This window comes from Roseateles aquae (genome assembly GCF_032337115.1).
Classification (GTDB): domain Bacteria; phylum Pseudomonadota; class Gammaproteobacteria; order Burkholderiales; family Burkholderiaceae_C; genus Roseateles_C; species Roseateles_C aquae.
The window spans coordinates 469035-495708 of sequence record NZ_JAVXZY010000001.1 but is presented as its reverse complement, the minus strand read 5'-3'; the positions used below and the strand labels follow the sequence as shown (position 1 = coordinate 495708).

General features: G+C 64.3%; 23 protein-coding genes and 2 tRNA genes. 10 read left to right on the top strand and 15 right to left on the bottom strand.

Annotated elements, in window-relative coordinates; all coding sequences use genetic code 11:
- Positions 1 to 79: 79 nt before the first annotated feature.
- Positions 80 to 1216 (top strand): glycosyltransferase, encoded by a 1137-nt coding sequence (locus RQP53_RS02190; RefSeq protein ID WP_315648359.1) that lies wholly within the window; start codon positions 80 to 82, stop codon positions 1214 to 1216.
- Here the strand turns inward: RQP53_RS02190 and RQP53_RS02185 are convergent.
- From RQP53_RS02185 to gyrA, 13 genes are all read right to left on the bottom strand, one after another.
- A complete protein-coding gene (locus tag RQP53_RS02185; RefSeq protein ID WP_315648358.1) occupies positions 1203 to 2195 on the bottom strand; it encodes a glycosyltransferase family 2 protein in 993 nt (330 codons plus the stop codon). The two genes, RQP53_RS02190 and RQP53_RS02185, sit on opposite strands and share 14 nt — an antisense overlap.
- A complete protein-coding gene (locus RQP53_RS02180) occupies positions 2192 to 3178 on the bottom strand; it encodes a glycosyltransferase family 32 protein (RefSeq protein ID WP_315648357.1) in 987 nt (328 codons plus the stop codon). Before RQP53_RS02180 ends, RQP53_RS02185 begins: the two co-directional genes overlap by 4 nt.
- A gap of 18 nt (positions 3179 to 3196) precedes the next feature.
- The gene (locus RQP53_RS02175; protein ID WP_315648356.1) at positions 3197 to 3919 is read right to left on the bottom strand and encodes a glycosyltransferase; all 723 of its coding nucleotides are present in this window, start codon (positions 3917 to 3919) and stop codon (positions 3197 to 3199) included.
- 111 nt (positions 3920 to 4030) lie between these two features.
- A complete protein-coding gene (gene lapB, locus RQP53_RS02170; protein ID WP_315648355.1) occupies positions 4031 to 5188 on the bottom strand; it encodes a lipopolysaccharide assembly protein LapB in 1158 nt (385 codons plus the stop codon).
- Positions 5178 to 5462 (bottom strand): LapA family protein, encoded by a 285-nt coding sequence (locus RQP53_RS02165; protein ID WP_315648354.1) that lies wholly within the window; start codon positions 5460 to 5462, stop codon positions 5178 to 5180. The genes lapB and RQP53_RS02165 overlap by 11 nt, the downstream gene beginning before the upstream one ends.
- Before the next feature lie 60 nt (positions 5463 to 5522).
- Complete coding sequence (locus RQP53_RS02160; RefSeq protein WP_315648353.1) at positions 5523 to 5846, bottom strand: integration host factor subunit beta; 324 nt, start codon at positions 5844 to 5846, stop codon at positions 5523 to 5525.
- Positions 5847 to 5973: 127 nt separating this feature from the next.
- Entirely contained in the window at positions 5974 to 7686 is a 1713-nt protein-coding gene (rpsA, locus tag RQP53_RS02155; protein ID WP_315648352.1) for a 30S ribosomal protein S1, read from the bottom strand.
- A gap of 196 nt (positions 7687 to 7882) precedes the next feature.
- Positions 7883 to 9910 carry a bifunctional 3-phosphoshikimate 1-carboxyvinyltransferase/cytidylate kinase gene (locus RQP53_RS02150; protein WP_315648351.1) on the bottom strand — a complete coding sequence of 676 codons (2028 nt, stop codon included), beginning with the start codon at positions 9908 to 9910 and terminating at the stop codon, positions 7883 to 7885.
- Between the two features lie 63 nt (positions 9911 to 9973).
- Positions 9974 to 10849 (bottom strand): prephenate dehydrogenase, encoded by an 876-nt coding sequence (locus RQP53_RS02145; RefSeq protein WP_315648350.1) that lies wholly within the window; start codon positions 10847 to 10849, stop codon positions 9974 to 9976.
- A gap of 6 nt (positions 10850 to 10855) precedes the next feature.
- On the bottom strand, positions 10856 to 12001 hold the full coding sequence (gene pheA / locus RQP53_RS02140) for a prephenate dehydratase (protein ID WP_315648349.1): 1146 nt from the start codon (positions 11999 to 12001) through the stop codon (positions 10856 to 10858).
- On the bottom strand, positions 11994 to 13112 hold the full coding sequence (serC, locus tag RQP53_RS02135; protein WP_315648348.1) for a 3-phosphoserine/phosphohydroxythreonine transaminase: 1119 nt from the start codon (positions 13110 to 13112) through the stop codon (positions 11994 to 11996). Before serC ends, pheA begins: the two co-directional genes overlap by 8 nt.
- A gap of 101 nt (positions 13113 to 13213) precedes the next feature.
- A complete protein-coding gene (locus RQP53_RS02130) occupies positions 13214 to 13819 on the bottom strand; it encodes a DUF2059 domain-containing protein (protein ID WP_315648346.1) in 606 nt (201 codons plus the stop codon).
- A gap of 2 nt (positions 13820 to 13821) precedes the next feature.
- The gene (gene gyrA / locus RQP53_RS02125; RefSeq protein WP_315648344.1) at positions 13822 to 16482 is read right to left on the bottom strand and encodes a DNA gyrase subunit A; all 2661 of its coding nucleotides are present in this window, start codon (positions 16480 to 16482) and stop codon (positions 13822 to 13824) included.
- A 270-nt stretch (positions 16483 to 16752) separates the two neighbouring features.
- Between gyrA and ompA the strand changes: the two genes are divergently transcribed.
- Positions 16753 to 17400 carry an outer membrane protein OmpA gene (gene ompA / locus RQP53_RS02120; protein WP_315649181.1) on the top strand — a complete coding sequence of 216 codons (648 nt, stop codon included), beginning with the start codon at positions 16753 to 16755 and terminating at the stop codon, positions 17398 to 17400.
- A gap of 140 nt (positions 17401 to 17540) precedes the next feature.
- On the opposite strand, the gene efp is transcribed toward ompA, so the two are convergent.
- Positions 17541 to 18095, bottom strand: coding sequence for an elongation factor P (gene efp / locus RQP53_RS02115; RefSeq protein ID WP_315648343.1), 555 nt, complete (start codon positions 18093 to 18095; stop codon positions 17541 to 17543).
- A gap of 197 nt (positions 18096 to 18292) precedes the next feature.
- The gene (gene earP / locus RQP53_RS02110; protein WP_315648342.1) at positions 18293 to 19378 is read right to left on the bottom strand and encodes an elongation factor P maturation arginine rhamnosyltransferase EarP; all 1086 of its coding nucleotides are present in this window, start codon (positions 19376 to 19378) and stop codon (positions 18293 to 18295) included.
- A 32-nt stretch (positions 19379 to 19410) separates the two neighbouring features.
- Here earP and uvrC point away from each other — a divergent pair, with 32 nt between their 5' ends.
- The 8 genes from uvrC (at position 19411) to RQP53_RS02070 (ending at position 26604) form a co-directional block, all read left to right on the top strand.
- Positions 19411 to 21513 (top strand): excinuclease ABC subunit UvrC, encoded by a 2103-nt coding sequence (uvrC, locus tag RQP53_RS02105; protein ID WP_315648341.1) that lies wholly within the window; start codon positions 19411 to 19413, stop codon positions 21511 to 21513.
- Between the two features lie 271 nt (positions 21514 to 21784).
- On the top strand, positions 21785 to 22093 hold the full coding sequence (locus RQP53_RS02100) for a hypothetical protein (RefSeq protein ID WP_315648340.1): 309 nt from the start codon (positions 21785 to 21787) through the stop codon (positions 22091 to 22093).
- A gap of 96 nt (positions 22094 to 22189) precedes the next feature.
- Positions 22190 to 22756, top strand: coding sequence for a CDP-diacylglycerol--glycerol-3-phosphate 3-phosphatidyltransferase (pgsA, locus tag RQP53_RS02095; protein WP_315648339.1), 567 nt, complete (start codon positions 22190 to 22192; stop codon positions 22754 to 22756).
- Positions 22746 to 23687 (top strand): DMT family transporter, encoded by a 942-nt coding sequence (locus tag RQP53_RS02090; protein WP_434064040.1) that lies wholly within the window; start codon positions 22746 to 22748, stop codon positions 23685 to 23687. Before pgsA ends, RQP53_RS02090 begins: the two co-directional genes overlap by 11 nt.
- Positions 23688 to 23905: 218 nt before the next feature.
- Positions 23906 to 24178: an HU family DNA-binding protein gene (locus RQP53_RS02085; protein ID WP_315648338.1), complete on the top strand. Its 273-nt coding sequence runs from the start codon at positions 23906 to 23908 to the stop codon at positions 24176 to 24178.
- A 12-nt stretch (positions 24179 to 24190) separates the two neighbouring features.
- Positions 24191 to 24266, top strand: a tRNA-Val gene (locus RQP53_RS02080).
- A gap of 208 nt (positions 24267 to 24474) precedes the next feature.
- Complete coding sequence (locus RQP53_RS02075; RefSeq protein WP_315648337.1) at positions 24475 to 26388, top strand: SurA N-terminal domain-containing protein; 1914 nt, start codon at positions 24475 to 24477, stop codon at positions 26386 to 26388.
- Positions 26389 to 26528: 140 nt separating this feature from the next.
- Positions 26529 to 26604 (top strand) — tRNA-His (locus RQP53_RS02070).
- Positions 26605 to 26674 lie beyond the last annotated feature (70 nt).

Sequence of the window (26674 nt, the reverse complement as noted above, 5' to 3'; positions counted from 1 at the left end):
GCAGGGGCGATCACAGATGCTTGCATTGTCGCCGCGAAAGCCAGGTCGGGCGCCTGTCGCCCTCCCTATACTGCCGCGCATGCACGACAGCAGAGAACAGCCGGCCAGCGCCATCCGCACCATGGGCGCCCCCCGGCGGGTGATGCATTTCGTCACCGGCGGTTTTTCCGGTGCGACCCAGGTCGCGGTCGACCTCTGCCACGCTGCGCGCGCGCCCGGCAGCGGCATGGAGGCCATCCTGGTGCTGCGGCGCAAGCGCAATACCGACGAGGCGCGACTGCAGGCGCTGCGCGACAAGGGGCTCACCGTCTACGTGGTGCCGGGCTGGTCGCATCTGGCAACGATCTGGGCGCTGTTCCGGCTCTGCCGGCAGCTGCAGCCTGACCAGCTGGTGGCCCACGGCTTCAGCGAGCATCTGTGGGGGCGCTATGCGGGCCTGCTGGCGGGTGTGCGCACTCTGGTGCATATCGAACACAACTCGCGTGAGCGCTACACGCGCTGGCGGCTGGCGCAGGCGCGCTGGCTGGCCGAGCGCACGGCGCTGCTGATCGGCGTGTCAGAGGGCGTGCGTGGCCGCCTGATCGAGCTGGGCTTTCCGGCGCAGAAATGCGTGGCCGTGCCCAATGGCATCGACCTCAGCCGCTTTGCGCGGGCCGATGAGCATCCCTTCGAGCAGCGCACGGCCGGCATCGTGATGTCGGCCCGCTTTGCGCGGCAGAAGGACCATCTGACGCTGATACGCGCGGTCGATCTGCTGGCCAAGCGCGGCCTGCGCCTGCCTTTGATGCTGGCCGGTTCGGGCAAGGAGGGCTACCGGCGTGCCGCCGAGGCGCTGGTCAAACAGCTCGGACTGGAACCGCAGGTGCGCTTTCTCGGCCACCATGGCGAAATGCCCCAGCTGCTGATGTCGCAGGCGGTCTGTGTGCTGTCCACCCATTACGAGGGCATGCCGCTGGCGCTGGTCGAGGGCATGGCGGCCGGCTGCGCCTGCATTGCCTCGGACGTGGTTGGGGTCAGCGAGGTGATCGAAAAGGATGTGACCGGCATCCTGGTGCCCGAGGGTGATCCGGTGGCGCTCGCCGATGCGCTGGAGCGCGTGTTCAGCGAGCCCGGCCTGGGCGAGCGGCTGGCACGTGCTGCGCGCCAGCGGGCGCTGCAGGAACATGGTCTGGAGTTGATGCGCCTGCGCTATCAGGCCCTGCTCACCGGGCTTTGAACAGCCACCAGGCGAGTTGCAGCGCGCGCAGCCAGCGGCCACGACGCAGATAGGCAAGCAGCAGCGCCTGGGGCGCCAGCGGTGAGCCGGCGCGGAACTGCTGGCCATAGCGGCGCAGCGCATCGAGCAGGCCATCCTCGCTCAGCTTGGCGCGGCGCTTGCAGATGCGCACAAAGCTGCGCGCGCAGAAATGGGCGATCTGAAAGCGCGCCCGCGCACTGAGCTGAAGTCCTGCCGCTGCTGTATCGGCGGGGAAGTCGACCAAAGCGGCCATCCAGTCGTCGAGCTTGCAGGCATTCAGCGTCGACAAGATGCTGCCCGGCCGCTGGCGATAGGCGATCCAGACCTCATCGACATGCAGATGGCTGTGCATCTGCAAGGCCAGCCGGGGCACCAGGCACAGGTCCTCAAAGGCGCGCCCCAGCGGAAAGCGCAGCGTGTCGGGCCAGGCCGCACGCCGGACGATCTTGGTCCAGGCGTGAAATTGCCCGGCCGCAAACAGTCCCCCGAGCAACTGCTCGCGTGGCTCGGCGTAGGCGGGCCGTGGCGCAGTGAAGGTCTGGATATGGGCGTAGCGTGGGCGGCTCTCGGTGCTGCCGCCGTCGTCGAAGCTGCGGAAGTCACAGGTCAGCAAATCGGGGCGCTGCTGCGCCAGCAACTGGCGCAGTCGTGGCAGTGTGCCCGGCTCAAGCAGATCGTCCGGGTCTATGCACCAGACGTAATCGCCGCTGGCGGCCGAGAGGCCGGTATTGCGCGCGCCGCTGAGGCCCAGATTGCGTTCGTGGCGCAGCAGCTGCAGCCGCGGGTGGCGCGCTTGCAGCGTCTCGATCAGCGCCGCCGAGCCATCGGGTGAGGCGTCGTCGACAAAGATCAGTTCCACGCCGTTGTCGGCCTGGGCCAGTATGGATTCGGCGCAGTCCAGCACATAGGACTCCACGCCGTACACCGGCAGGATGATGCTCAGCCAGGGGGCGCTCATGGGCGTGGCCGCGGCATGCCCAGCAATCGAGCCAGCACACTGCCGCGGTAGACCCACCCACGTTCCCAGGCGCGCTCGATGACGCGGCGATCGCCGCCACGCAGCTTGATCAGCACCGGTAGGCGTCTCGGGCAGGGGCTCAGGGCCAGTCGCGCCATCAGATGGCGCTTGCGCCAGCGCAGCGCAGCGTGAAAACCCAGTGCCGAGTCCTCCGCGCGCAGCAGTGCCAGTCGATAGAGTGAAGGCGCTTGGTCCAGGATCACAGCGGCTGCCACATGCATGATCAGATAGCGCTGATCGTCGGGACCGAGGCGCTGCACCACGCGCTCCAGCTTGCCTTGGTCGCGCAGTACCTGAAGATAGGCCGCTTCCCCCAGGCCCATTGCATACCCAAATTCTTCGGCCAGGTCACGGACAAAACGGCTGTGTGGCGGCGCAGCCATGAACCAGTTCTCAACAATCGGCTGGTCCGCGCGGCTGCTGAAGCGGTCAATATAGAAGCCTACAAATTCGACCTGGCTCTGCTGCTGCAACAGATGTGCCCACTCCAGGCTTTCACACAGCATGGTCGAGGCGTCGATCCAGAAACCGCCATGACGGGCCAGCAATTGCAGGCGCAGCCAGTCAGCCTGTCGATAGTGGGGCAAGCTCTGCAAGGTGGCTTCGTAGGGCCCGACATCGATCCAGTCTCGGATATTGGCTTTGTGCAAAAGGCGAACCTCGTGCTGTGGCGCCAGTTGTTGCCAGTTGGCCTTGCAGCGCTGAATGAAATCTGGCGCAGGCGTTTCGTGCCAATAGGCCCAAATGATTCTTGGAATCGTCGCGAGGGGTTCGGGTGCAGCGGTCTCGGGCGCCACCACGACGGTCTTGGGCTTGTGCGGCACGGCAGCGAGCAGCACTTGCAAAACCTCGGCCAGCACGACAACGAGTAGCAGGGCCAGAACAATCAGGGCCGCGCTCAGGACTGGGTGCAGGGACATCATCGGAATTGGCGCACCGGTTTACTCCCGCCAGTGATCGGCAATCCAGCGTGCCGGGCGCGCATGGCGCCAGTTGCCGTTGTCACGGCCAGCCAGTGCGTCGGGCGGGTTCATCACGCCGTGGAAGATCAGGATGCGCGCGCCCTTGGGAATGATGGGATCGCGCCAGTAGCTGCTCGGCCAGCTGGGGATGCAGTGGTACTTGTAGCTTGCACACCAGCTGGCGTCCCAGTACTGCAGCTTGCCCTGCTGATGGATCTCGTCGGACAGGTAGGCCTGCTCATTGCGGAACTTGGACCGGATGGCCTCGTGCTCGACCCGGAACTTGGCCAGCACATCGGCATGGGCGCCGAGTTCGAAGCGGTAGACCGAGGAGTTGCCGGTGATGCGCCAGGGGCGCTTCCAGTCGTGGATGATCAGGAACTCACCAGGGACCTCGAAGAAGGGCGTGATGTCGTCGACGATGACGACGTCAAGGTCGAGGAATAGTGCCGTGCCCTTCAGTCCGTGCAGATCGGCCTCAAAGGTGGTCAGCTTGGTCCAGCCACGTTCGGGGATACCGGCCGGCAGCTTCAGTTCCGGAATCGGCAGGCAACGCACCTCGGGGCGAATGCCTTCGCTGCGATCGGTCAGGCAGACAAAGCTGAACTCACCCTTCAGATGGCGCCGCACCATCGCATACAGACGGTTGACGTACTCGGGCCCGTATTTGGTGCCCCATTTCATGCAAAGAATGTGTCGCATCTCAGTCAGCCAATGGCGTTGGTTCTACCCAGTGGGGAACGTCGATCAGGCATTGCCGGTCCGTCGTGCCCGGCCCCTTGAGGGAGTGGCGCGCAGCGCCTCGGGGGTGGGTCATTGCTCTTCCACATGCCGTGGCGGATAGGTGTCCCAGTTCAGGCAGCCGGGGCATTGCCAGAAATAGTGCTGGGCTTCGAAGCCGCAGGCGGCGCAGCGGTAACGCTGCAGCGGCCGTACCGCCTTGTCCAGCGCGGCATTGACCAGCGGTGCTTCTTCGCCGCTGAGTTGGGCATTGCCCTGCGCCAGCAGAAGGCGCGCTGCCGACAGGCTGGGCTCCTGACGCAGATGTTCGAGCAGTCGCTCGCGCTGTGCCGCGGCCGCCGGCTCCAGCCGCGCAATTGCGTTGAGCAGGTGCATGCCCGGTGTGCGCTGGTACTGGGCTTGCAGGGTTTGCAGCGCCTGCTGCTGGGCTTCGGCGCTGTTGCAGGCCAGGGCGGCCGCGGCATAGTCGCCGGCGATCAGGCTGAAGGCTTCCGGATTGGCTGCGAGCAGCTCGGCATAGGCCGCCATGGCCTGCTGGTGCTGTTCACGCCGGGCCAGCATCTGGCCGGCCAGCACATGGGCGCGAGCGGCCTGGGGGGCGGCTTTGCGGGCCTCGGCCAGCAGTTGCTGAGCCTCGGCATCCTGGCCGCGCGCCTGCGCCTCCAGCGCCTGCTCGCACAGATAGTGGGCAATGCGCGACGCAAACGAGGCGCTGCCGCCTTGCTCCAGATGGCGAGCCACCTCGGCGGCCTTGCGCCACTCGCGCGAGCGCTCGTAGAGCGAGAGCAGGGCCAGCTCGGCTTCATGCTCGAAGGCGGTGCCGCGCAGCGCGGCGAAGGCGTCTTCGGCGCGGTCGAACAGGCCGGCCTTGTAGAAGTCCTGCGCCAACGCATGCTGGGCGCGTTCGCGCTCGGCGCGTGGCAAATCGCCCCGCTGCAGCAGGTGCTGGTGGACGCGCACGGCGCGCTCGTACTCGCCGCGTCGGCGGAACAGATTGCCCAGCGCGAAGTGCAGTTCGGAGGTGTCAGGGTCGGCCTGTACGGCCTCGATGAAGGCGTCGATGGCCTTGTCCTGCTGCTCGTTCAAGAGCAGGTTGAGCCCCTTGAAATAGGCCTTGGGGGCATCACGCTGTTCGCGCTTCCATTGTCGGGTGTCCAGCTTGGAGGCCAGCCAGCCAAAGGCAAAGGCCAGCGGCAGCGCGATCAGTATCCAGCGCAGGTCAAAGTCCATCGCGCACCCCGGCACCCAGCGTGCTCTCGGCCGGCGTGGCGACGGGGTTTTGCTGGCGCGCGGCAGCGCGCTTGTGGCGCCACCAGGCGGGCACCATGGCCAGCACGCCGAATGCGCAGCCTAGGCCGAAGGTCAGCAGCACCACGATCACCAGCGGCGTGCGCCAGGTGTGGCCGAAGAACCAGTGGATCACCACCTCCTGGCTGTTGTTCAGCGCGAAGGCGAAGAGGGCGAAAAAGAGGAAGGCTCGAAAGAGCCAGACGAAGAGGCGCATTTGGCAGCGATTCTAGTGGCCCCGACTGCTGGCGCAGGGGCTCGCAGCCGTGTTTGCGACTCAGAACTGTTGCTTGTGCTCTGCAGCGTCGTCAGCCACCGGCAGGTGCGCGTCGACGGCTTCGCGCAAGGCCTTGCCCGGCTTGAAATGGGGCACCAGCTTTTCGGGAATCAGCACCTGCTCGCCGCTGCGCGGATTGCGGCCCATGCGGGGCGGGCGGCGGTTGATCGAGAAGCTGCCAAAGCCGCGGATCTCGATGCGGTGGCCGCGGGCCAGCGCTTCAGACATCGCGTCCAGAATCGTCTTGACGGCGAACTCGGTGTCGCGTTGCGTGAGCTGGCTGAAGCGTTCGGCCAGATGTGCGACGAGATCGGAACGGGTCATGACGATGGAATTCTTGAAGGGGGAGGGAAGATGAAAACAGGCTCGTCCTCGGAATGAGTGACGAGCCTGTCTGGAGTCACCGACCGGGCCCAGGCTAACCCAGCCCCGGGCTCAGTGGAACAGGGGTTTAACCGCCGTTTTGGTTGTCCAGCTTGGCGCGCAGCAGGGCGCCCAGGCTGGTCGTGCCGGCGTTTTCACGCTCGGACGTGGCCGACAGACGCTGCATCGCTTCTTGCTGGTCAACGTTGTCCTTGGCCTTGATCGACAGCTGGATGTTGCGGGTCTTGCGATCGATGTTGACGATCAGGGCCGTCACTTCGTCGCCTTCCTTCAGCACATTGCGGGCGTCTTCCACGCGATCGCGGGAGATTTCCGAAGCGCGCAGATAGCCCAGCACGTCGTCAGCCAGTTCGATCTCGGCGCCACGGGCGTCGACCGTCTTGACCTTGCCGGTCACCGTCATGCCGCGGTCATTGACCGAGGTGTAGGTGGTGAACGGGTCGCTGTCCAGCTGCTTGATGCCCAGCGAGATGCGCTCGCGCTCGACGTCCACGGCCAGAACGATGGCTTCGACTTCCTGACCCTTCTTGAAGTTGCGCACGGCAGCTTCGCCAGTTTCTTGCCAGGACAGGTCGGACAGGTGCACCAGACCGTCGATGCCTTGAGCCAGGCCAACGAACACGCCGAAGTCAGTGATCGACTTGACGGGGCCCTTGACGCGGTCGCCGCGCTTGACGTTCTCGGCGAACTCTTCCCACGGGTTGGCACGGCACTGCTTCATGCCCAGCGAAATGCGACGCTTGTCTTCGTCGATCTCCAGGACCATGACTTCGACTTCGTCGCCCAGCGAGACCACCTTGGAAGGAGCAACGTTCTTGTTGGTCCAGTCCATTTCGGAGACGTGCACCAGGCCTTCGATGCCGGGTTCGATCTCAACGAATGCGCCGTAGTCAGCGATGTTGGTGACCTTGCCGAACAGGCGGGTGTTGGCGGGGTAGCGGCGAGCCACACCGAACCAGGGATCGTCGCCCAGCTGCTTCAGGCCCAGCGAGACGCGGTTCTTCTCGGCGTCGAACTTCAGGACCTTGGCGGTCAGTTCCTGGCCGACAGTGACCACTTCGCTCGGGTGACGGACACGGCGCCATGCCATGTCGGTGATGTGCAGCAGGCCGTCGATGCCGCCCAGGTCCACGAACGCACCGTATTCGGTGATGTTCTTGACCACGCCGTTGACGATGGCGCCTTCGGACAGGGTTTCCAGCAGCTTGGCGCGTTCTTCGCCCATCGAAGCCTCGACCACAGCGCGGCGCGACAACACGACGTTGTTGCGCTTGCGGTCCAGCTTGATGACCTTGAACTCCATGGTCTTGCCCTCGTAGGGGCTCATGTCCTTCACCGGGCGGGTGTCGAGCAGCGAACCGGGCAGGAAGGCGCGGATGCCGTTGACCAGGACGGTCAGGCCGCCCTTGACCTTGCCGGACACGGTACCGGTCACGAAGTCGCCAGACTCCAGAGCGGTTTCCAGCGACAGCCACGAGGCCAGACGCTTGGCCTTGTCGCGCGACAGGATGGTGTCGCCGTAGCCGTTTTCGATTGCATCGATGGCCACCGAGACGAAGTCGCCGACGTTGACTTCGAGTTCGCCTTGGTCGTTCTTGAATTCTTCGATGGGCACGTAGGCTTCAGACTTGAGGCCAGCGTTGACAACCACGAAGTTGTAGTCAATCCGGACCACTTCGGCCGAAATGACTTCGCCGGAGCGCATGTCGGCGCGCTGCAGCGATTCTTCGAACATGGCGGCGAAAGATTCACCGCCGAAGGCGTTTTGGGTTTGGGACATGAAAATTCCTGAGTCGCTCGGCAAGGCGTTTGCAAAGCGGCGGTGTGTGCAAGAAATCTTGCGGGTTAGGTTATAGACATCGCCAACCGTCGTGTTCAACAGCAGCGGGCCACAAAGGCGTGGCGGGCTTCATTGAGCAGGGAAACGGGCAGCGGGCCCGGTTTGGCTTTCTTGCGAAAGCCTGGTCGTCAGGGGTTCAACGCTGAACCGAAAACGGCCCACGCTCGGCCCACCAGCGCAGCAGCAGATCACGAGATTCCTCGATGGTCTGCGCCGAGTTGTCGAGACTGAGCGCGTCTGCGGCTGGCTTCAGTGGCGATGCGCTGCGCGATTTGTCGCGCGCATCGCGCGCCTCCAAATCAGCACGCAAGCCTTCTATGCTAGCCGAAATCCCCTTGGAAATCAATTGCTTATGGCGGCGCTCGGCGCGTGTGGCGGCGCTGGCCGTGAGAAACACCTTCAGCCCGGCATCGGGGAAGATGGCCGTGCCCATATCGCGCCCATCAGCCACCAGGCCCGGCGCGCGGCGGAAGTCGAGCTGCAGCTGCTGCAAGGCATCGCGTACCGGCTGGTGCGCGGCCACCTGTGAGGCCATCAGCCCGGTGGCTTCGGCGCGCAGCGCCTCGGTCACGTCCTCGCCGGCCAGCGTGGCGCGGCCCTTGCGGAAGTGCAGATCCAGGCCTCGGGCCACGGCGGCGACGGCCTGCGCATCATCCAGATCGATGCCAGCACGGCTGGCGGCCAGTCCGGTGGCGCGATAGAGCGCGCCGGAGTCCAGGATCCAGTAGCCCAGCTCATGCGCCACCTCGTCGGCCAGCGTGCCCTTGCCGGAGGCGGTCGGGCCGTCGATGGTGATCACCGGCACATCGGCGGGATCGGCGCTGACGACCTCGAACAGGGTCTCGAAGTAGTCCGGAAAGGTCTTGGCGACGCAGTTCGGATCCTCGATGCGCACGGTGACCCTGGGCCCGACCAATTCCTTGCCCAAGAGGCCATGGAAGGCGGCCAGCGAGAAGCACATCGCCACGCGGTGGTCGTCATAGGTGTGGATGCTGGCCGATTGCCAGAGGCGCAGCGGATGGACGCGCAGCCAGTCTGGCCCTTCCTCGACCTGGGCGCCGAGCTTCTTCAGCTCGGTGGCCATCGCGGCAATGCGGTCGGTTTCCTTGACCCGCCAGCTGGCGATATTGCGCAGCGTGCTGGGGCCATCAGCATAAAGAGCCATCACCGCCAGCGTCATCGCGGCGTCGGGGATGTGATTGCAGTCGAGGTCGATGGCCTTCAGCGGCCAGGCGCCGCGCTGCACGGCCAGCCAGTTGGGGCCAGCCTCGATCCGCGCGCCCATCGCGCTGGCCGCCTCGGCGAAGCGTACATCCCCCTGCAACGAGGCACTGCCAACGCCCTCGATGCGCAGCGGCTGCTCGATGGCGGCCAGCGCGCCGAGCGCGATGAAATACGAGGCTGAGGAGGCATCACCCTCGACGTGGACGGCACCCGGTGAGCGGTAGCGGCTGCCGGCCGGTATGGTGAAGCGCTGCCAGCCTTCGCGCTGCACCTGGATGCCGAAGCGGGCCAGCAGTTCCAAGGTGATGTGCACATAGGGCTTGGAGATCAGCTCGCCGACAACCTCAACAACGACCGGCTGTGCACTCACCAGCGGCAGTGCCAGCAGCAGGGCGGTGAGGAACTGGCTGGACACATCGCCGCGCACCCGCACCGGCTCGTTCAGCTTCAGCGCGCTGGGCCCGGACAGACGCAGCGGCGGATAGCCTTCATTGCCCAGGCACTCGATCTGGCAGCCGAGCGCGCGCAGCGCGTCGACCAGATCGCCGATCGGCCGCTCATGCATGCGCGGCACGCCGCTCAGCTCGAACTCGCCGCCCTGGGTGGCGGCGAGCAGGGCCAGCGCCGCGGTCAGCGGCCGCATCGCCGTGCCGGCATTGCCGAGGAAGAGCTTGGCGCAACTGCCCTTGAGCTGGGCGCCGATGCCAGTGACCAGCAGCACGCCGTCCTCGCGCTGCTCCAGCTGGCAGCCAAGCTCGCGCAGCGAGGCCAGCATCACGCGGGTGTCGTCGGAGTCCAGCAGGTCGTGAACAGCGGTCTGGCCTTCGCTCAGGCCGGCGAGCAGCAGCACGCGGTTGGAAATGCTCTTGGAACCGGGCAGGCGAACCGTGCCGGCGGCTCGCTGCAGCGGGGGGATGTCGAGGAAGGGAATCTTGAACATGGGAAAAGAATTTCGCTAAGACGGGCGATGGCTGGCAGTGGTGGGCGACGGTGGGCGAGCGCCTCAGCGCGGCCGCGCCACGCCCATCTGCCATTGGGCACGGCCCTCGGAGGCCTGGCGCAGCAGGGTCTCCAGTGCCTGGGCATCGTCGCTCTGCATCACTTGTTCGAGCAGATCCAGGACATCACGAAAGCGCTTGGATTGCGCCATCACCTCGGCCTTGTTGGCCAGCAGGATGTCTCGCCAGACGGTGGGGTCGCTGGCGGCGATGCGGGTGAAATCACGAAAGCCGGGGCCGGCCAGGGTCAGGAAGTCGCGGCCGGAGGGCTGGTTGGCCACGGCCGAGAAATAGGCAAAGGCCAGCAGATGCGGCAAATGGCTGACGGCGGCAAAGGCGGCGTCATGGTTCTGCGGCGTCATCTTCAGCACCTGGCAACCCAGGGCCGACCAGACATCGGTGGCCTTTTGCAGCTGTGTGGCGTCGGTTTCGGGCAGTGGCGTCAGGATCACCTGACGACCATGGTAGAGGGTCGCCTCGGCGTGCTGGACGCCGGCACTTTCCTTGCCGGCAATCGGGTGCGCCGGCACGAAGACGCCCAACTGCTTGCCCAGCACCCGGCGTGCGGCATCGACGACATCGGCTTTGGTTGAGCCCACATCCATCAGCAGCACCTTGGGGTCGATCAGGTGCCGGATCGCTTTCAGCGTCGCCTCGGTGGCCGCTACCGGCATCGCCAGGAGCACGATGTCCGAACCAGACACGGCCAGCAGGGCAGACTCGGCCGCGGTATCAATGACGCCCAGGCGTTTGGCCTGCTCGGTGGTCGATGGTGACTTGCTGTAGCCGACCACGCGCTTGACCAGGCCGGCCTTCTTCAAGGCCAGCGCAAAGGAGCCACCCATCAGTCCACAGCCGATCACACCTAGCTGGTTGAACATGCTCACTCAGGCTTTCAAGGGGTAGGAGCCGATCACCTTGTAGAAGGCACACAGCTCGCGCAATTCGGCCAGGGCCGCGGCCACATGGGGCTGCGAGGGATGGCCGTCGAGATCGATATAGAAGTAGTACTCCCATTGACCAGTACGTGCCGGGCGGGATTCCAGCCGCGTCATCGACACACCATGGGTCTTCAACGGTACCAGCAGATCATGCATGGCGCCGGGCCGGTTGGGCACGGAGACGATCAGGCTGGTGCAGTCGCGCCCGGTCAAGGGCGGCGTGGCCATCGTCTGCGGCAGGCAGATGACGGCAAAGCGGGTGCGGTTGTAGGCCTCGTCCTGCACCGCATGGGCAACGATGTGCAGGCCGAACAGCGTGGCGGCGCGTTCGCTGGCGATCGCTGCATAGGCCGGGTTGGCGGCGGCCAGGCGGGCGCCTTCGGCATTGCTGGAGACGGCACGCCGCTCGGCGTCGGGCAGATGCTTGTTCAGCCAGTTCTGGCACTGCGCCAGCGCCTGCGGATGGGCCAGCACCGCCTGAATGCCTTCCAACGAATTCTGCTGGCGCATCAGGTTGTGGCGGATCAGCAGGCTGACCTCGCCGACCACATGGGTGGGCGTGTGCAGGAACAGGTCCAGCGAGCGCGTCACCACGCCTTCGGTCATGTTCTCAACACCGACCACGCCATACTGCGCGCTGCCGCTGGCGGTGGCGTGGAAGACCTCGTCAAAGCTGCTGCAATAGATCAGATCGGCGGCGCCACCGAAGTACTCGATCGCCGCCTGCTCGCAGAAAGTGCCGACGGGGCCGAGCACGGCAACGCGTTGCGGCGACTCCAGCGCCAGGCAGGCCGACATGATCTCGCGCCAGATGGCGGCCACATGCTCGCCCTTGAGCGGCCCAGGGTTGGCGGCCTTGATCTTGTCGATCACCTGGGCCACGCGGTCGGGACGGAAGAAGGGCGTGCCTTCACGGCGCTTGATCTCGCCAACCTGCTCGGCCACATGGGCACGGCGGTTCAACAGGTCCAGCAGCTGCTGGTCCAGCGCGTCGATCTGATTGCGCAGCGCCAGCAGCGCGGGGTCGGCAAGGGGCAGCGGCGGCGTTGGCGCGCTGGAGGTGTCAGGGGAGGAGGGCGCTTGCTCAGCCATGGCTTGCTTCAAAGTCTTTCAAGTACGCCACCAGCGCTTGCACGCCTTCCAGTGGCATGGCGTTGTAGATCGATGCACGCATGCCGCCCACGGACTTGTGGCCTTTGAGTTGCAGCAGTCGGTGTTCCCGGGCTCCGTCCAGGAAGGCCTTGTTGAGCTGCGGCGTGTCGTACGCGCCGCGCAGATAGAAGGGGACATTCATCCGCGACCGGGCCGGGGCCGCGACGCGGTTTTCAAACAGCTTGGACTGATCCAGCGCCGCGTAGAGCAGGCTGGCCTTGTCGATATTGCGCTGCTCGATGGCCGCCAGGCCGGTCTTGCCGGCGTAGCCGAAGCGCTTCAGCCACTGGAAGACCAGGCCGGCGATGTAGATGCCGTAGGTGGGCGGCGTGTTGTACATCGAGCGGGCTTCAGCCACCGTCTTGTAGTTGAAGGCCGTCGGGCAGATCGCCTGCGCCTGATTGAGCAAGTCCTCACGCACGAAGACCAGGGTCAGGCCGGCCGGGCCGATGTTCTTCTGCGCGCCGCCAAAGGCCAGGCCGATGCGCGACCAATCCACGGGCCGCGACAGCACATGGGACGACAGGTCGACCACCAGCGGGGCCCTGCTGCCGAGCTGGCGCAGTTCGGGCAGTTGCTGGAACTCGACACCGTCAATCGTCTCGTTGCTGCACAGATGGACGTAATCGGCATCGGCACGCAGTTGCCAGCCAGCGGGATCGGGCAGGCTGAGGTAGGGCGCACTGTCGGCGGCCAGCTGCACATCGGCATAACGCCGCGCTTCAGCGGCGCTTTTCTTCGACCACGAGCCGGTGACAACGACATCGACCTTGCCGCTGCGGCCGGCCAGATTCATCGGCACGATGGCGTTTTCGGCCAAACCGCCGCCCTGCATGAAGAGGATGTGGAACTCAGGCGGCACTTGCAGCAGCTCGCGCAGATCCGCCTCCGCCGCCTCGGCAATCGAGATGAATTCGGCGCCGCGATGGCTCATCTCCATCACGCTCATGCCCGAGCCCTGCCAGTCCAGCATCTCCGCCGCTGCCTGTTGCAGCACCTCCTCGGGAAGTGCTGCGGGGCCGGCGGAGAAATTGAACGGACGGGTGGACATGGCGGACGAGCTTCTGATCAGGGCCGGCACAGCGTGCCGGCAGGGCGATGGCACGAGCAAGCGGCGGTCGAGCGCCAGGCCCGCCGCCGCGTGCGCCGCGCTTACTTCTTCGCGGCTGCGGGCTTGGCGCCAGAGGCAGCGCCGGCCGGCGGAACGCTCACGCCGAGCGTCTTGGCCACGCTCTGCTGCAGGGTGCTGAAACGTGTGTCCAGCGTCGGGCCGATCTCGGCCAGCAGCTTGTCGGTCAACGCCTTTTGCATGTCATTGCTGACCTGGTTGAACTTCTTGCTGGTCGGCGACTCCAGCCAGGCCAGCAGCTGGCGCAGCTCGTCTTCGCTGAAACGCTCATCGAGGATGGCGCCCACGGTGCTCGGTGCCAGCTTGACGGCGCGGTCGCGAATGAAGGGGCCATTGTCATCAACGAACTTCTTCACATCGGCTTCGATGGCCTTGGCGGCGGCTTCGCGCTTCTCGGCCGGCATCTGGCGCACGGCACTGGAGGCACCCTGCATCAGCTGGCCGACTGGCGCCTGCAGCACCGTGCGCGCCAGCGTTTCAATGCCGGCTTGCTGCATGGTCAGCAGCTTGGTGATCAGTTCCTTCTTGGCGGGCGAGGTCGTGCTGGATTGCGCGAGCACCTGACCGGCGCAAACCAGCGCAGCGGCAGCGACGAACAGCTTGACAGACTTCAGAGGTGTGGCGTTCACGCTTATTCCTTGGTTGGATCTTGGTTCAGGTCGCTGCTGCCCTCAGCATCGCCTTCGGTGCCGGCTTCGGCGGGGTTGTCGTTGGCATCGTTTTCGACGATGCGCTGCAGGCCCGAGAGCTTGGCACCATCGTCCAACGCGATCAGGGTCACCCCTTGCGTGGCGCGGCCGAGCTCGCGGATTTCAGAGACGCGGGTGCGCACCAGCACACCCTTGTCGGTGATCAGCATGATCTCGTCTTCGGCGCGCACCAGCGTGGCGGCCACGACGCGGCCATTGCGCTCGCTCTGCTGGATCGCGATCATGCCCTTGGTGCCACGGCCGTGGCGGGTGTACTCGATGATCGAGGTTCGCTTGCCGTAGCCGTTCTCGGTGGCGGTCAGCACGCTCTGCGATTCGTCCTCGGCCACCAACATGGCGATCAGGCGCTGCTCGGGCTCGAGCATCATGCCGCGCACGCCACGCGCAGTGCGGCCCATCGGGCGCACATCGTCTTCGTCGAAGCGCACGGCCTTGCCACCATCGCTGAACAGCATCACATCGTGTTTGCCATCGGTCAGCGCGGCGCCGATCAGGTGATCGCCCTCATCCAGATCAACGGCGATGATGCCGGCCTTGCGCGGGTTGCTGAAGTCCTTCAGCGAGGTCTTCTTCACCGTGCCCATGGCCGTGGCCATGAAGATGAAATGATCTTCCGGGAAGCTGCGGAATTCGCCGGTTAGCGGCAGCACCACGGTAATCTTTTCCTCAGCCTGCAGCGGGAACATATTGACGATGGGCTTGCCGCGCGAGTTGCGCGAGCCCTGCGGCACTTCCCAGACCTTCAGCCAGTAGACACGGCCGCGGTTGCTGAAGCACAGAATCCAGTCGTGCGTGTTGGCGATGAAGAGCTGGTCGACCCAGTCGTCGTCCTTGGTCTGCGTCGCTTGCTTGCCGCGGCCGCCGCGCTTTTGCGCCCGGTATTCGGAGAGAGCCTGGCTCTTGATGTAGCCGGTGTGCGAGAGCGTGACCACCATATCGGTCGGGGTGATCAGGTCTTCGGTGCCGAGTTCCTGCGCGTTGTGCTCGATCACGCTGCGGCGTGCGCCGAGCTTGGTCTGGCCGAATTCCTGGCGCACCTGGATCAGCTCTTCGCTGATGATGGCGGTGACGCGGGCCGGCGTGGCCAGGATGTCCAGCAGATCGGCGATCTGCGACATCACGTCCTTGTACTCGCCGACGATCTTGTCCTGCTCCAGGCCGGTCAGGCGCTGCAGACGCATCTGCAGGATTTCGCTGGCCTGATCTTCGGTCAGGCGGTAGAGGCCGTCGGCCTGCATGCCGAATTCAGGTGCCAGCCCCTCGGGGCGGAAGGCGCTGCGACCGCCCGGCGTGGCTTCCTCGGCGCGGCTGAGCATCTCGCGCACCAGCGAGGAGTCCCAGCTCTTGGCCATCAGCGCAGCCTTGGCGACCGGCGGGGTCGGCGAGGTCTTGATGGTCTCGATGAATTCGTCGATATTGGCCAGCGCCACGGCCAGGCCTTCCAGCACATGGCCGCGTTCACGGGCCTTGCGCAGCTCGAACACGGTGCGGCGGGTGACGACCTCGCGGCGGTGTTCCAGGAAGACCGTGATCAGGTCTTTCAGATTGCACAGCTTGGGCTGACCATCGATCAGCGCCACCATATTGATGCCGAAGGTGTCCTGCAGCTGGGTCTGCTTGTACAGATTGTTCAGCACGACCTCGGGGACTTCGCCGCGCTTCAATTCAATGACCACGCGCATGCCGGACTTGTCGGACTCGTCCTGGATGTGACTGATGCCCTCGATCTTCTTTTCGTGCACCAGTTCGGCAATGCGCTCCAGCAGCGTCTTCTTGTTGACCTGGTAGGGGATCTCGTCAACGATGATGGCTTGGCGCTGGCCGCGGTCGATGTCCTCGAAGTGGACCTTGGCGCGCATGACCACCTTGCCGCGGCCGGTGCGGTAGCCTTCGCGCACGCCGTTCAAGCCGTAGATGATGCCGGCGGTGGGGAAGTCGGGGGCCGGGATGATTTCCATCAGTTCATCGATGGAGCACTCCGGACTCTTCAGCGCATGCAGGCAGGCGTCGACGACTTCATTGAGGTTGTGTGGCGGGATATTGGTGGCCATACCGACCGCGATACCGGCCGAACCATTGACCAGCAAATTCGGCAGGCGCGTCGGCAATACCAGCGGCTCTTTTTCCGAACCGTCGTAGTTCGGGCCAAAGTCGACAGTTTCCTTGTCGATATCGGCCAGCATTTCGTGGGCAATTTTGTCGAGGCGGATTTCGGTATAACGCATCGCCGCGGCGTTATCGCCGTCGATCGAGCCGAAATTGCCCTGGCCATCGATCAGCATATGGCGCAGCGAGAAATCCTGCGCCAGTCGGACGATGGTGTCATAGACCGCGCTGTCACCGTGCGGGTGGTATTTACCGATCACATCGCCGACGATGCGAGCGGACTTCTTGTAGGCACGGTTCCAGTCGTTGTTCAGCTCATGCATCGCGAACAGCACCCGCCGATGCACCGGCTTCAGGCCGTCGCGGGCGTCGGGCAGGGCGCGGCCCACGATCACGCTCATCGCGTAATCGAGATAGGAGCGGCGCATCTCCTCCTCAAGGCTGATGGGCAAGGTTTCTTTGGCGAACTGTGTCATGCGCGGTGAGCGGCTTTTTCCGGGGGGATGGGCCGACGTCTAGAGAGACAGAATCGGTGATTGTAAGTGGCGCGGCATGTAGCTCTCGCGCAACATCGCGGGGCAGATGTTCATAGGCGGGCGCCACAATGAAAGCGGCATCAAGGCCTATGGCACAATCGCCGAGTCCCTAGGATAAACCCGATGGTCTTGTGCCTTCGGGAGGTTTCTAGGCAACTCCAGTTCTGGACTTTTCGCAGGGCAACTGCGGCTTTGCTTGAGAGGATAAACATGAAGAAATTGAACCGCGTGGCGTCGCTCTTCGCAGTCGCTGCCTTGGCATCGTCTGGCGCATTCGCCCAGACCGTTGACAACTGGCGTGCGACTGACGGCACCGTTTGGAAGAACGGTAGCAATGAGTACTGCTGGCGCGATGCCAACTGGACGCCTGCCACCGCCGCCAAGGATTGCGACGGCGCGCTGAAGCCGGCCCCGAAGGTTGAGGCTCCCGCTCCGGCGCCTGCTCCGGCCCCCGCTCCGGCCCCCGCTCCGAAGCCTGCTCCGGTGCCTCCCGCTCCGGTCAGCGAGAAGGTGACCTTCGCTGCTGACGCCTTCTTTGACTTCGACAAGGCTGTGCTGAAGCCCGAAGCCAAGGCCAAGCTGGACGATCTGGCCGGCAAGACCAAGGGCATCAATCTGGAAGTCATCATCGCCGTCGGTCACACCGACAGCGTTGGCTCTGATGAGTACAACCAGAAGCTGTCGGTGCGTCGCTCCGAAGCCGTGAAGGCCTATCTGGTGTCGCTGGGTCTGGAAAAGAACCGCGTCTACACCGAAGGCAAGGGCGAGAAGCAGCCTGTGGCCGACAACAAGACCGCCGAAGGCCGTGCCAAGAACCGCCGCGTTGAAATCGAAGTGGTTGGCACCCGCAACAAGTAAGCCCTCGCGCTTGCTCCAGGAAATCCCCGCCGCGGCGGGGATTTTTTTCGTCTGATGCTTTTGTTCGTGCCACGGCACAGCGGTGCGGCCATGAAAAAAGGCGCCCGGAGGCGCCTTTGTGGCATGCGTCGAGGCGAGGCTCAGACGCGCTTGCGGTACTCGTGGGTGCGGGTGTCGATTTCGATCTTGTCGCCTTGGGCAACGAAGATAGGCACTGGAATTTCGAAGCCGGTGGAGATCTTGGCAGGCTTCAGCACCTTGCCCGAGGTGTCGCCCTTGACGGCGGGTTCGGTCCAGGTGACTTCACGAACCAGCGAGGTCGGCAGTTCAACCGAGATCGCCTTGCCGTCGTAGAACACGACTTCGGCGGCCATGCCGTCTTCCAGATACTGGATGGCGTCGCCCATGTTCTCGGCTTCGACTTCGTACTGGTTGTACTCAGTGTCCATGAACACATACATCGGATCGGCGAAGTAGGAGTAGGTGCACTCCTTCTTGTCCAGAATGATCTGGTCCATCTTGTCGTCGGCCTTGAAGACGACTTCGGTGCCCGAGTTGTTCAGCAGGCTCTTCAGCTTCATGCGCACGGTGGCTGCATTGCGGCCGCCACGGCTGTATTCGGTCTTCAGCACGACCATGGGGTCTTTGCCGTGCATGATCACGTTGCCAGCGCGGATTTCCTGAGCGATCTTCATAGTGGTTACAAGGTTGGGAGGCGGTAATCGGGGTGAGGGCGCAAGAGGCTCAATCTTGAGAGGTCCCGGCCATCACGGCTCGCGCATCCATGGTCCATGCATCGCTTTGCCCGGCTGATGAGGTGCAGAAAGCTGCGCCCGTGTTTCCATCAGTCCGACCATGCCTGGCCCCAAGTGTCGCGGCAAAACCCCGGATTCTAGCTGGTTTCGCCCAGCAGGCCGAGGATTTGGCTGCACAAGTCCTGCTGCGCTGCCAATTGCGCACGCCAATGCAGTGCGTGCATTTGGGCCGAATCCATGTCGGGAAGCGCCACATCGACGAATTCCATCAGCCCATTCCAGCTCAGCCAGAGCCGTTGATAGTCGGCGCGCAATTCGTCGTCGGCGTCCTGCAGCCACAGCTGCAAAAAGGCCTGCAGCTTGGGGCCATGAGCGCCATCATCCTGTGGGTAGATCTGCCAGACCATGGGCTTGGCCGCCCATTGGGCACGAACAAAAGAATCCTCGCCACGAACAAAATTCAGATCGGACGCCCAGAGCAGGTGGTCGAAGTCCAGCTGATCAAGGAAGGGCAGGCTGATGATGCGGAGATTCGATCGTGCGCTGGCGCTCATGCGTTCACGGAAACCAGTGTCAGCAATGGCGCGCGCCGCCGGCCCAGGGCAGACCAGCAGCAATGTCCTCACCTGGCCCAGCTGCTCGATCAAGCCGAGCAGGGCGGGATTGTCATAGCAGAACAGGCTGACGATGCGTTCGCCCGGCTGAGCTGAGCAGCCATGCGCAGCCAACCAGGCTGCTGCGTCGAAGTTGGCCTGGCGCTGCAGCAAATCTGGCTCGCGCAGCAGGCCGCCGGTGCGGCGGCTGAAACCGGGGTAGAAGAAGCGCTTGTCCAGCCCGGCGGCCGGGCCACTGAACTGCGGCGATTGAAGGCCGTGGCTGCGCTCGACATAGGACTCCGCGCTCAGGTACTCAAGGTTCAGCCAGAGTGGCGGGTGCGACGCCAAGGCCATGGCGCTGAGCACCGCCGCGGGCAATTCGCAGCCAAAGGCTTCGATCACCACGCGACCGGGCCGGAAAGAGGTGGCGGCTTCCTGCCAGTCCAGCACGCTGACCCCCTCGACGCGCTCCGAACCGGCCATCCAGCTCAGTGCACGGGCGTCATCGATCCACAGGCGCACGCGCTGACCGCGCCGCGCCAGGTCGCGGGCCAGACGCCAGCACACGCCGACATCGCCGAAGTTGTCAATCACCCGGCAGAACAGGTCCCAGTCGTGCGCCATCATGGCGCGCATTATCGGCGGCACAATGCCGCCCCATGAGTGATGAAAACGCAGCGCCGCCGGTAGCTGGCGAAGCTGGGACCGCGGATCAGCCGTCGCCCGGTGAGGCGCAGATCAAGGCCTGGGCGGCGCAACGTCAGGCGGATGAGGCGGCCGAGCAGGCGCGCGTGGCCGAGGTCGAGCGCGCGGCGGTCGACCGTCGCGAAGCGCTGTTGCTGGAGGTGGCGGCCTTGCCGGGGCTGCCGGGCGTGTACCGCTATTTCGATGCTCAGGATCAGGTGCTCTATGTGGGCAAGGCCAAGAACCTGAAGAAGCGCGTTTCCAGCTACTTCCAGAAGAACCACGGCGGCACGCGCATTGGCATGATGGTGGCGCGGATCGCGCGCCTGGAAACCACCGTGGTGCGGACCGAGGCCGAGGCCCTGCTGCTTGAGAACAATCTGATCAAGGCGCTGGATCCGAAGTTCAACATCCTGTTCCGCGATGACAAGAGCTACCCCTATCTGCGCCTGAGCGGCCACGAGTTCCCGCGCATCAGCTACTACCGCGGTGCCGTCGATCGGCGACACCGCTACTTCGGGCCGTTTCCGAGCGCCTGGGCGGTCAAGGAGTCGATACAGCTGCTGCAAAAAGTGTTCCGGCTGCGTACCTGCGAAGACACGGTGTTTGCCAATCGCAGCCGACCTTGCCTGCTCTATCAGATCCGTCGCTGCTCCGGCCCCTGTGTGCCTGAGGGCCAGGGTGAGGCCTACGCGCGGGACGTGCGCAATGCCGAACGCTTCTTGCTGGGAGAAACCGAAGAGGTGATGCAGGGCTTGCAGGCTCAGATGATGAGCTATGCCGATGCGCTGAAGTTCGAGTTGGCGGCCGAGGTGCGCAACCAGATCACTGCGCTGTCCAAGGTCTTGCAGCAGCAGACCATGGACGAGAACAGCGCCACCGGCCGCGATCGCGACGTCGACATCCTGGCCGTCAAGGTGCAGGGCGGGCGCGCCTGTGTGAACCTGGCGATGGTCCGCGGCGGCCGTCATCTCGGTGATCGGGCCTACTTTCCCAAGCATGTTGAAGAAGCGACGGCGCTGCTGCTGGAGGATGACGAAGAGCTGTCGCCGGCGCCCGCCGAGCAGGATGCTGCTGCAGGCGACGCGAGCCCTGACGCTGGTGTCGAGCAGCGCCGCGTTGAGCGCCAGGTGCTTGAGGCCTTCATTGCCCAGCACTACCTGGATGCCTTTGTGCCGCCGTTGCTGGTGCTCAGCGAGCCGGTCGACAGCGGGCTGTCCGACGCGCTCAGCGAACAGGCCGGCTACAAGGTGACGACACAGGCCCAGCCGCGCGGGCAGCGCCGCATCTGGCAGGAGATGTGCGTCAAAGGCGCGGAACTGTCGCTGGCGCGGCTGCTGGCGCAGGAGGGTTCGCAGCAGGCGCGCACGCTGGCCTTGCTGGAGGCGCTGGATCTGTCGGTGGCCGACGCCGAGGCCTTTCGCATCGAATGTTTCGACATCAGCCATACCGCGGGTGAGGCAACCCAGGCCTCGTGCGTGGTTTTCGAAGGGCATCAGATGCAGAGCAGCCAGTACCGGCGCTACAACATTGAGGGCATCACAGGCGGCGACGACTATGCGGCGATGCGCCAGGTGCTGACCCGCCGCTATGCCAAGATCGCCGAGGGCGTTGTGCTCGGTACGGCGAGGATGCCGGATCTGGTGCTGGTCGATGGCGGCAAGGGCCAGGTGTCGATGGCGCGCGAGGTCTTCGAAGAACTGGGCTTGGATCTGTCCCTGATCGCCGGCGTTGAGAAGGGCGAGGGCCGCAAGGTGGGTTTGGAGGAGCTGGTCTTTGCCGATGGCCGACCCAAGGTCTATCTGGGGCGCGATTCGGCGGCACTGATGTTGATTGCGCAGATCCGTGACGAGGCGCATCGCTTTGCCATCACCGGCATGCGCGCCAAGCGCGCCTCGGTGCGCACCGGTGGCTCGCGCTTGGAGGATGTGCCGGGCATCGGACCGAAGAAGCGTGCGCAGCTCTTGCAGCGCTTTGGCGGCGTGCGCGGCGTGGCCGCCGCGAGTGTGGAGGACATCGCCAGTGTCAAAGGCATTTCACGCGAACTGGCTGAGGAGATCTATCGTGTCTTGCACTGAAACTGGCCGCGCCGCTGAGACCGGCTCATGCTTCCCGACAACGCGATCCGGGCTGCTGCTGAGCCTGATGTGCCTGCTGATGTCGGCGTGCGGCAATTCACCTCGCGGCACGGTTCAACCGGAAGCGAGCAAGCCAAGCAGCACTGCCGAGAACGCACCGCCATCACGCCAGACGGCGCAAGGCGGCGGCCCCGACAAGACGGCCCCCGCTCGGCCTGGCTCGGCTGCCGCCGGATTGCCACCGCCGAGGCCAGTCCGCACGCATGCGGAGTTGCGTCGGCAGGCGGCCGAGCGCCTGGTGGCTGCCAATCCCGGCCAGACCTACCTGGGCACCGTGCCGCCCATCCTGCTGGCGATTCCCGTGCTGGAGGTCGAACTGAAGGCTGACGGTCATGTGTCGCGCATCCATGTGCTGCGCAAGCCCGGTCAGGCGCCCGAGACGCTGCAGATGGCCATCGATGCGGTTCATCGTGCAGCGCCTTTCGGCAATGTTTCGCGGCTGCCCCAGCCGTGGAAGTTCAGCGAAACCTTTCTGTTCAATGACCAGCGTCATTTCAAGCCGCGAACGCTTGACGAATGAGCCGGCTCATGCCGACCTTCCTAGGTCTGCATCAATAAAGAGACAGTCGTCCTTCTGCGCCCGGGTGCATGCCTCGCTTTTGGGCACAATGCCTGCATGTTCCTGACGCTGCCTACCCTGTTCACCTGGGCCCGTATCGTGGCCATCCCGCTGATCGTTGGCGTGTTCTATCTGAACGTGTCGATGGAGCATCGCAATCTGTTCGCGACCGTGATCTTCGTCGTCGTGGCCTTGACCGACTGGTTGGATGGCTATCTGGCCCGCAAGCTGAACCAGACCTCGTCTTTCGGCGCCTTCCTGGACCCGGTGGCGGACAAATTCCTGGTCTGCGCCGCCTTGCTGATCCTGCTCGAGCTGGGGCGTGTCAATGCCTTGGTGGCCCTGGTCATCATCGGCCGCGAGATTGCGATTTCGGCGCTGCGGGAATGGATGGCTCAGTTGGGCGCGGCGCGCAGCGTGGCGGTGCATATGGTCGGCAAGCTGAAGACCACGGTGCAGATGGTGGCCATTCCCTTTCTTCTCTACGATGGCCTGCTGTTTGGCTGGATCGAGACGCGCCTCTGGGGCACCTGGCTCATTTTGGCGGCCGTGGTGCTGACGATTTGGTCCATGGTTTACTACCTGCAGAAGGCGCTGCCCGAGATCCGGGCCCATGCGAAATGAAGGAGCGGCGAAGGCGGCACTGAAGTCGCCATCGCCTGCCGAGCCCACCGTGGCGCCGGCCGATGCCCGTCCCGCGGCATGGTTGGCAGGCATGCCGGCGCTGTTCGTTGCCATCTGGTCCACCGGCTTTGTGGTCGCTCGTCTGGGCATGCCCCATGCGCCTCCGCTGAGTTTTCTGGCGCTTCGTTTCGCACTGTCTGCGCTCTGCCTGCTGGGTTGGGCGCTTTGGGTGGGCGCGCGCTGGCCGCAAGGCCGTGGGCAATGGTTCCATCTGGCCGTGCTCGGGGCCTTGATGCATGCCGGCTATCTGGGCGCGGGCTGGGCGGCCGTCAAACAGGGCTTGGGCGCCGGCACGATGTCACTGATCGCCGGCTTGCAACCGGTGTTGACGGCGGTCTACCTGAGTCTGCGCCCGACGCAGGCGCGCTTGTCTGGGGCGCAGTGGGCGGGCTTGGGTCTTGGCACGATAGGCCTGGTTCTGGTCGTCTGGCGCAAGCTGGGGCTTGGCGAGGCCAGTGCCCTGAATCTCTCGCTGGGCTTTGCGGCCTTGATGTTCATCACCGTCGCCGCGCTGTATCAGCAGCGCTTTGTGCGGCCCTGTGACTCTCGAACCGCCCTATGTGTCCAGATGCTCGCGGCCTGTCTGCTGATGGCGCCCCTAGGCTTGCTCGAGGGCGAGGCGATGGACTGGGTGCCGGCGCTCTACGCGGCGCTGGGCTGGTCGGTGCTGGGTCTGACTCTGGGCGGGAGCTCGCTGCTCTACCTGATGCTGCAGCGGGGTGCCGCGACGCGGGTGACCAGCTTGATGTACCTGGTGCCTCCGTGTGCAGCCATGCTGTCCTGGATGTTGTTTGGCGAGCAACTCGGGGCTGCGGTGTGGTTGGGCATGGGCTTGAGTGCAGCGGGTGTCTATCTGGTGATTCGGCGTTGATCGGCGGCCAGCCACAGCCTGCGATTTGACGGTCTTGTATCGGTGCTTTTCCTCCCTCAGTGGCAGCAGAGAAAGCGTCTAGAATCCGCTTCCCGCGTGTTGTGACGTCGGCATGTATTCGCTGATCATTCGGCTGGATTTGCGGCGACACGAAGGCGGTCCAGACATCCCGTCGCGTTGACCTTTTGCCTTGCAAATTCTTTTGAGGGGGTACCTTCGTGAACAAGTCCGAACTGATCGAGCACATTGCCAAGCAGGCTGATATTTCCAAGGCGGCTGCCGGGCGTGCGCTCGAAGCGCTGATTGGTGGTGTCAAGACGACGTTGAAGAAGAATGGCACGGTTTCTCTGGTAGGCTTCGGCACCTTCAGCGTGACCAAGCGTGCTGCTCGCGCCGGGCGTAATCCGCGCACGGGCGACACGATCAAGATCAAGTCGGCCAAGGTGCCCAAGTTCCGCCCCGGCAAGGCCTTGAAAGACGCAGTGAACTGAATCCGGATTTCCGGGTGCTTAGCTCAGTTGGTAGAGCGCTTCCCTTACACGGAAGATGTCAGCGGTTCGAGCCCGTTAGCACCCACCAATTACTGTTTCGCAGCGGCCAGACGTGGGTTTGGTCTGCAAGGCGGTACTGGACCAAGGGCTACAATGCCCACCCACGCAAAGGCGAACCGAGGTTCGCCTTTGTCGTGTTTGCGCCGTCGGGCGCAGTGACCGGTTGTTGCAGCATTGGCCGGTGTTTTGTGCGTGAGTTTTTGATCTGAGGCCGCAGGGCCTGTCAGAGGTTTCGAATGTTTGATTTCGTTCGCAGTCACACCCGCCTGTTTCAGTTCATCTTGCTGATACTGATCCTGCCCTCGTTTGTGGCGCTGGGTGTGAACGGTTACAGCAGCTTCATGGATGGTGCGAATGCCACCGTCGCCAGTGTTGATGGCCACAAGATCACGCAGTCCGAATGGGACGCTGCCCATCGCGATCAAAGCGAGCGCATGCGCCGCCAGGCGCCGAATGTCGACGCCAAGCTGTTCGACACGCCGGAGGCCCGCCGTGAGACCCTGGAGAACCTGCTGCGCGAACGCGTGCTGCAGGCGGCGGCACGCGGGCAGAAGCTGTTTGTCAGCGATGAGCGCCTGGCCACTCTGTTCCGCAACGATCCGCAGTTTGCCTATCTGCGCAACCCGGATGGCACGCCCAACAAGGCGGTGCTGGCGGCCCAGGGCATGACCTCGGACATGCTGGCCTACCGTTTGAAGCAAGACCTGACCCTGCGCCAGGTGACGGCCGGCGTCAGCGATACGGCGCTGGCCTCGACAGCCAATGCACTGATCGCGTTTGATGCCTTCCTACAGCAACGCGAAGTGCAGCTGCAGCGCTTTGAGGGTAAGGATTTCATCGCCAAGCTTAATCCCACGGACGCCGACGTCGAGGCGTTCTACAAGTTGCCGGCCAATAGCGCCAAGTTCCAGCTGCCCGAAACGGCCGACATCGAATACGTGGTGCTGGATCTTGAAGCCATGAAGGCGTCGGTCAGTTTCAGTGACAAAGATCTGCACGATTTTTATGAGCAGAATCAATCTCGCTATGTGCTTGCCGAGGAGCGTCGCGCCAGCCACATCCTGATCAAGGCTGACAAGTCGGCGCCTGCCGACGAACGCGCCAAGGCCAAGGCGCGCGCCGAGGCCTTGCTCGCCGAAGCGCGCAAGAACCCGGCAGGATTTGCCGAGCTGGCCCGCAAGAACTCGCAGGACGAGGGTTCGGCGGCGCGTGGCGGCGATCTGGACTTCTTCCCGCGTGGCGCCATGGTCAAGCCTTTCGAGGATGCGGCCTATGTGCTCAAGCAGGGTGAGCTGAGCCCGGTGATCGAAAGCGATTTCGGCTATCACGTCATCCAGCTGACCGGCATCCGCGGCGGCGACAAGAAGAGCTTTGAGTCGGTGCGCGCCGACATCGAGCAGGAAGTTCGCAAGCAAAAGGCCCAGGCGGCCTATGCCGGCCTGGCCGAACAATTCGGCAACCTGGTGTATGAGCAGTCCGACAGCCTGAAGCCGGTGGCCGACAAGCTGAAACTCGCCATCCAGACCGCCACCGTGCAGCGCAAGCCGCTGCCCGGTACCCTTGGCCCGGTGGCGTCGGCCAAGCTGCTTGATGCGGTGTTTGGCAATGACGCGCTGCGCAACAAGCGCAATACCGAAGCGGTGGAGACTGCTCCAAGTCAGCTGGTGTCGGCTCGTGTCGTGCAGTACAAGCCGGCACGTGTGCCTGAACTCGCTGACGTCAAGGCCGCGGTGCGCGAGCAGTTGCTGAAGAAGCTGGCTGCCGAGCAGGCCGTCAAAGCGGGTGAGGCGCGTTTGGCTGAGCTGAAGCAGTCGGGCTCGCTGGCTGGCCTGGACGCGGCAGAGACGGTGTCGCGCGCCAAAGCAGGCAAGCTGCCGGCCAAGGTGCTGGACGCGGTGCTGCGTGCCGATGCGAGCAAGCTGCCGGCCTTTGTTGGCGTTGACGCAGGCGAGGGCAGCTATGTCGTCGTGGCCGTCAACAAGGTGCTGCCGCGCGATGCGGCGCTGGCCGATGCACAGCGCCTGACGCAGCAATATGCGCAGGCCTGGGCAGGTGTTGAGACGGCAGCGTATTACAACGCGCTGAAGGCGCAGCACAAGGCCAGTATCAAGGCGCCGGCCGCGGCCGCATCGGCCGCTTCGGCGCCCTGAAAGGGTCGTGGCCGGCAACGCTTAGCGGCAGCCAGCGTCTGGCGCCCGCAAAATCGCCGCCAACGCGGTAGGCCAAAGAAAGTTTAAAAAGTTCTTCCAATCGCCGAAATATTCGGCTTATAATGATTGGCTCAGCAGCGGTGGCTGTAGCTCAGTTGGTAGAGTCCAGGATTGTGATTCCTGTTGTCGTGGGTTCGAGTCCCATCAGCCACCCCAAAACACATCGTGAAGCCCGACAACATACACGTGTTGTCGGGCTTTTTCTTTGTCCGGCATTGCCGGTGGC

Bases quoted from the DNA above. Each gene is read 5' to 3' on its own strand.
- RQP53_RS02190 (WP_315648359.1), top strand. From the start codon at position 80: ATGCACGACAGCAGAGAACAGCCGGCCAGCGCCATCCGCACCATGGGC.
- RQP53_RS02185 (WP_315648358.1), bottom strand. From the start codon at position 2,195: ATGAGCGCCCCCTGGCTGAGCATCATCCTGCCGGTGTACGGCGTGGAG.
- RQP53_RS02180 (WP_315648357.1), bottom strand. From the start codon at position 3,178: ATGATGTCCCTGCACCCAGTCCTGAGCGCGGCCCTGATTGTTCTGGCC.
- RQP53_RS02175 (WP_315648356.1), bottom strand. From the start codon at position 3,919: ATGCGACACATTCTTTGCATGAAATGGGGCACCAAATACGGGCCCGAG.
- lapB (WP_315648355.1), bottom strand. From the start codon at position 5,188: ATGGACTTTGACCTGCGCTGGATACTGATCGCGCTGCCGCTGGCCTTT.
- RQP53_RS02165 (WP_315648354.1), bottom strand. From the start codon at position 5,462: ATGCGCCTCTTCGTCTGGCTCTTTCGAGCCTTCCTCTTTTTCGCCCTC.
- RQP53_RS02160 (WP_315648353.1), bottom strand. From the start codon at position 5,846: ATGACCCGTTCCGATCTCGTCGCACATCTGGCCGAACGCTTCAGCCAG.
- rpsA (WP_315648352.1), bottom strand. From the start codon at position 7,686: ATGTCCCAAACCCAAAACGCCTTCGGCGGTGAATCTTTCGCCGCCATG.
- RQP53_RS02150 (WP_315648351.1), bottom strand. From the start codon at position 9,910: ATGTTCAAGATTCCCTTCCTCGACATCCCCCCGCTGCAGCGAGCCGCC.
- RQP53_RS02145 (WP_315648350.1), bottom strand. From the start codon at position 10,849: ATGTTCAACCAGCTAGGTGTGATCGGCTGTGGACTGATGGGTGGCTCC.
- pheA (WP_315648349.1), bottom strand. From the start codon at position 12,001: ATGGCTGAGCAAGCGCCCTCCTCCCCTGACACCTCCAGCGCGCCAACG.
- serC (WP_315648348.1), bottom strand. From the start codon at position 13,112: ATGTCCACCCGTCCGTTCAATTTCTCCGCCGGCCCCGCAGCACTTCCC.
- gyrA (WP_315648344.1), bottom strand. From the start codon at position 16,482: ATGACACAGTTCGCCAAAGAAACCTTGCCCATCAGCCTTGAGGAGGAG.
- ompA (WP_315649181.1), top strand. From the start codon at position 16,753: ATGAAGAAATTGAACCGCGTGGCGTCGCTCTTCGCAGTCGCTGCCTTG.
- efp (WP_315648343.1), bottom strand. From the start codon at position 18,095: ATGAAGATCGCTCAGGAAATCCGCGCTGGCAACGTGATCATGCACGGC.
- earP (WP_315648342.1), bottom strand. From the start codon at position 19,378: ATGATGGCGCACGACTGGGACCTGTTCTGCCGGGTGATTGACAACTTC.
- uvrC (WP_315648341.1), top strand. From the start codon at position 19,411: ATGAGTGATGAAAACGCAGCGCCGCCGGTAGCTGGCGAAGCTGGGACC.
- pgsA (WP_315648339.1), top strand. From the start codon at position 22,190: ATGTTCCTGACGCTGCCTACCCTGTTCACCTGGGCCCGTATCGTGGCC.
- RQP53_RS02090 (WP_434064040.1), top strand. From the start codon at position 22,746: ATGCGAAATGAAGGAGCGGCGAAGGCGGCACTGAAGTCGCCATCGCCT.
- RQP53_RS02075 (WP_315648337.1), top strand. From the start codon at position 24,475: ATGTTTGATTTCGTTCGCAGTCACACCCGCCTGTTTCAGTTCATCTTG.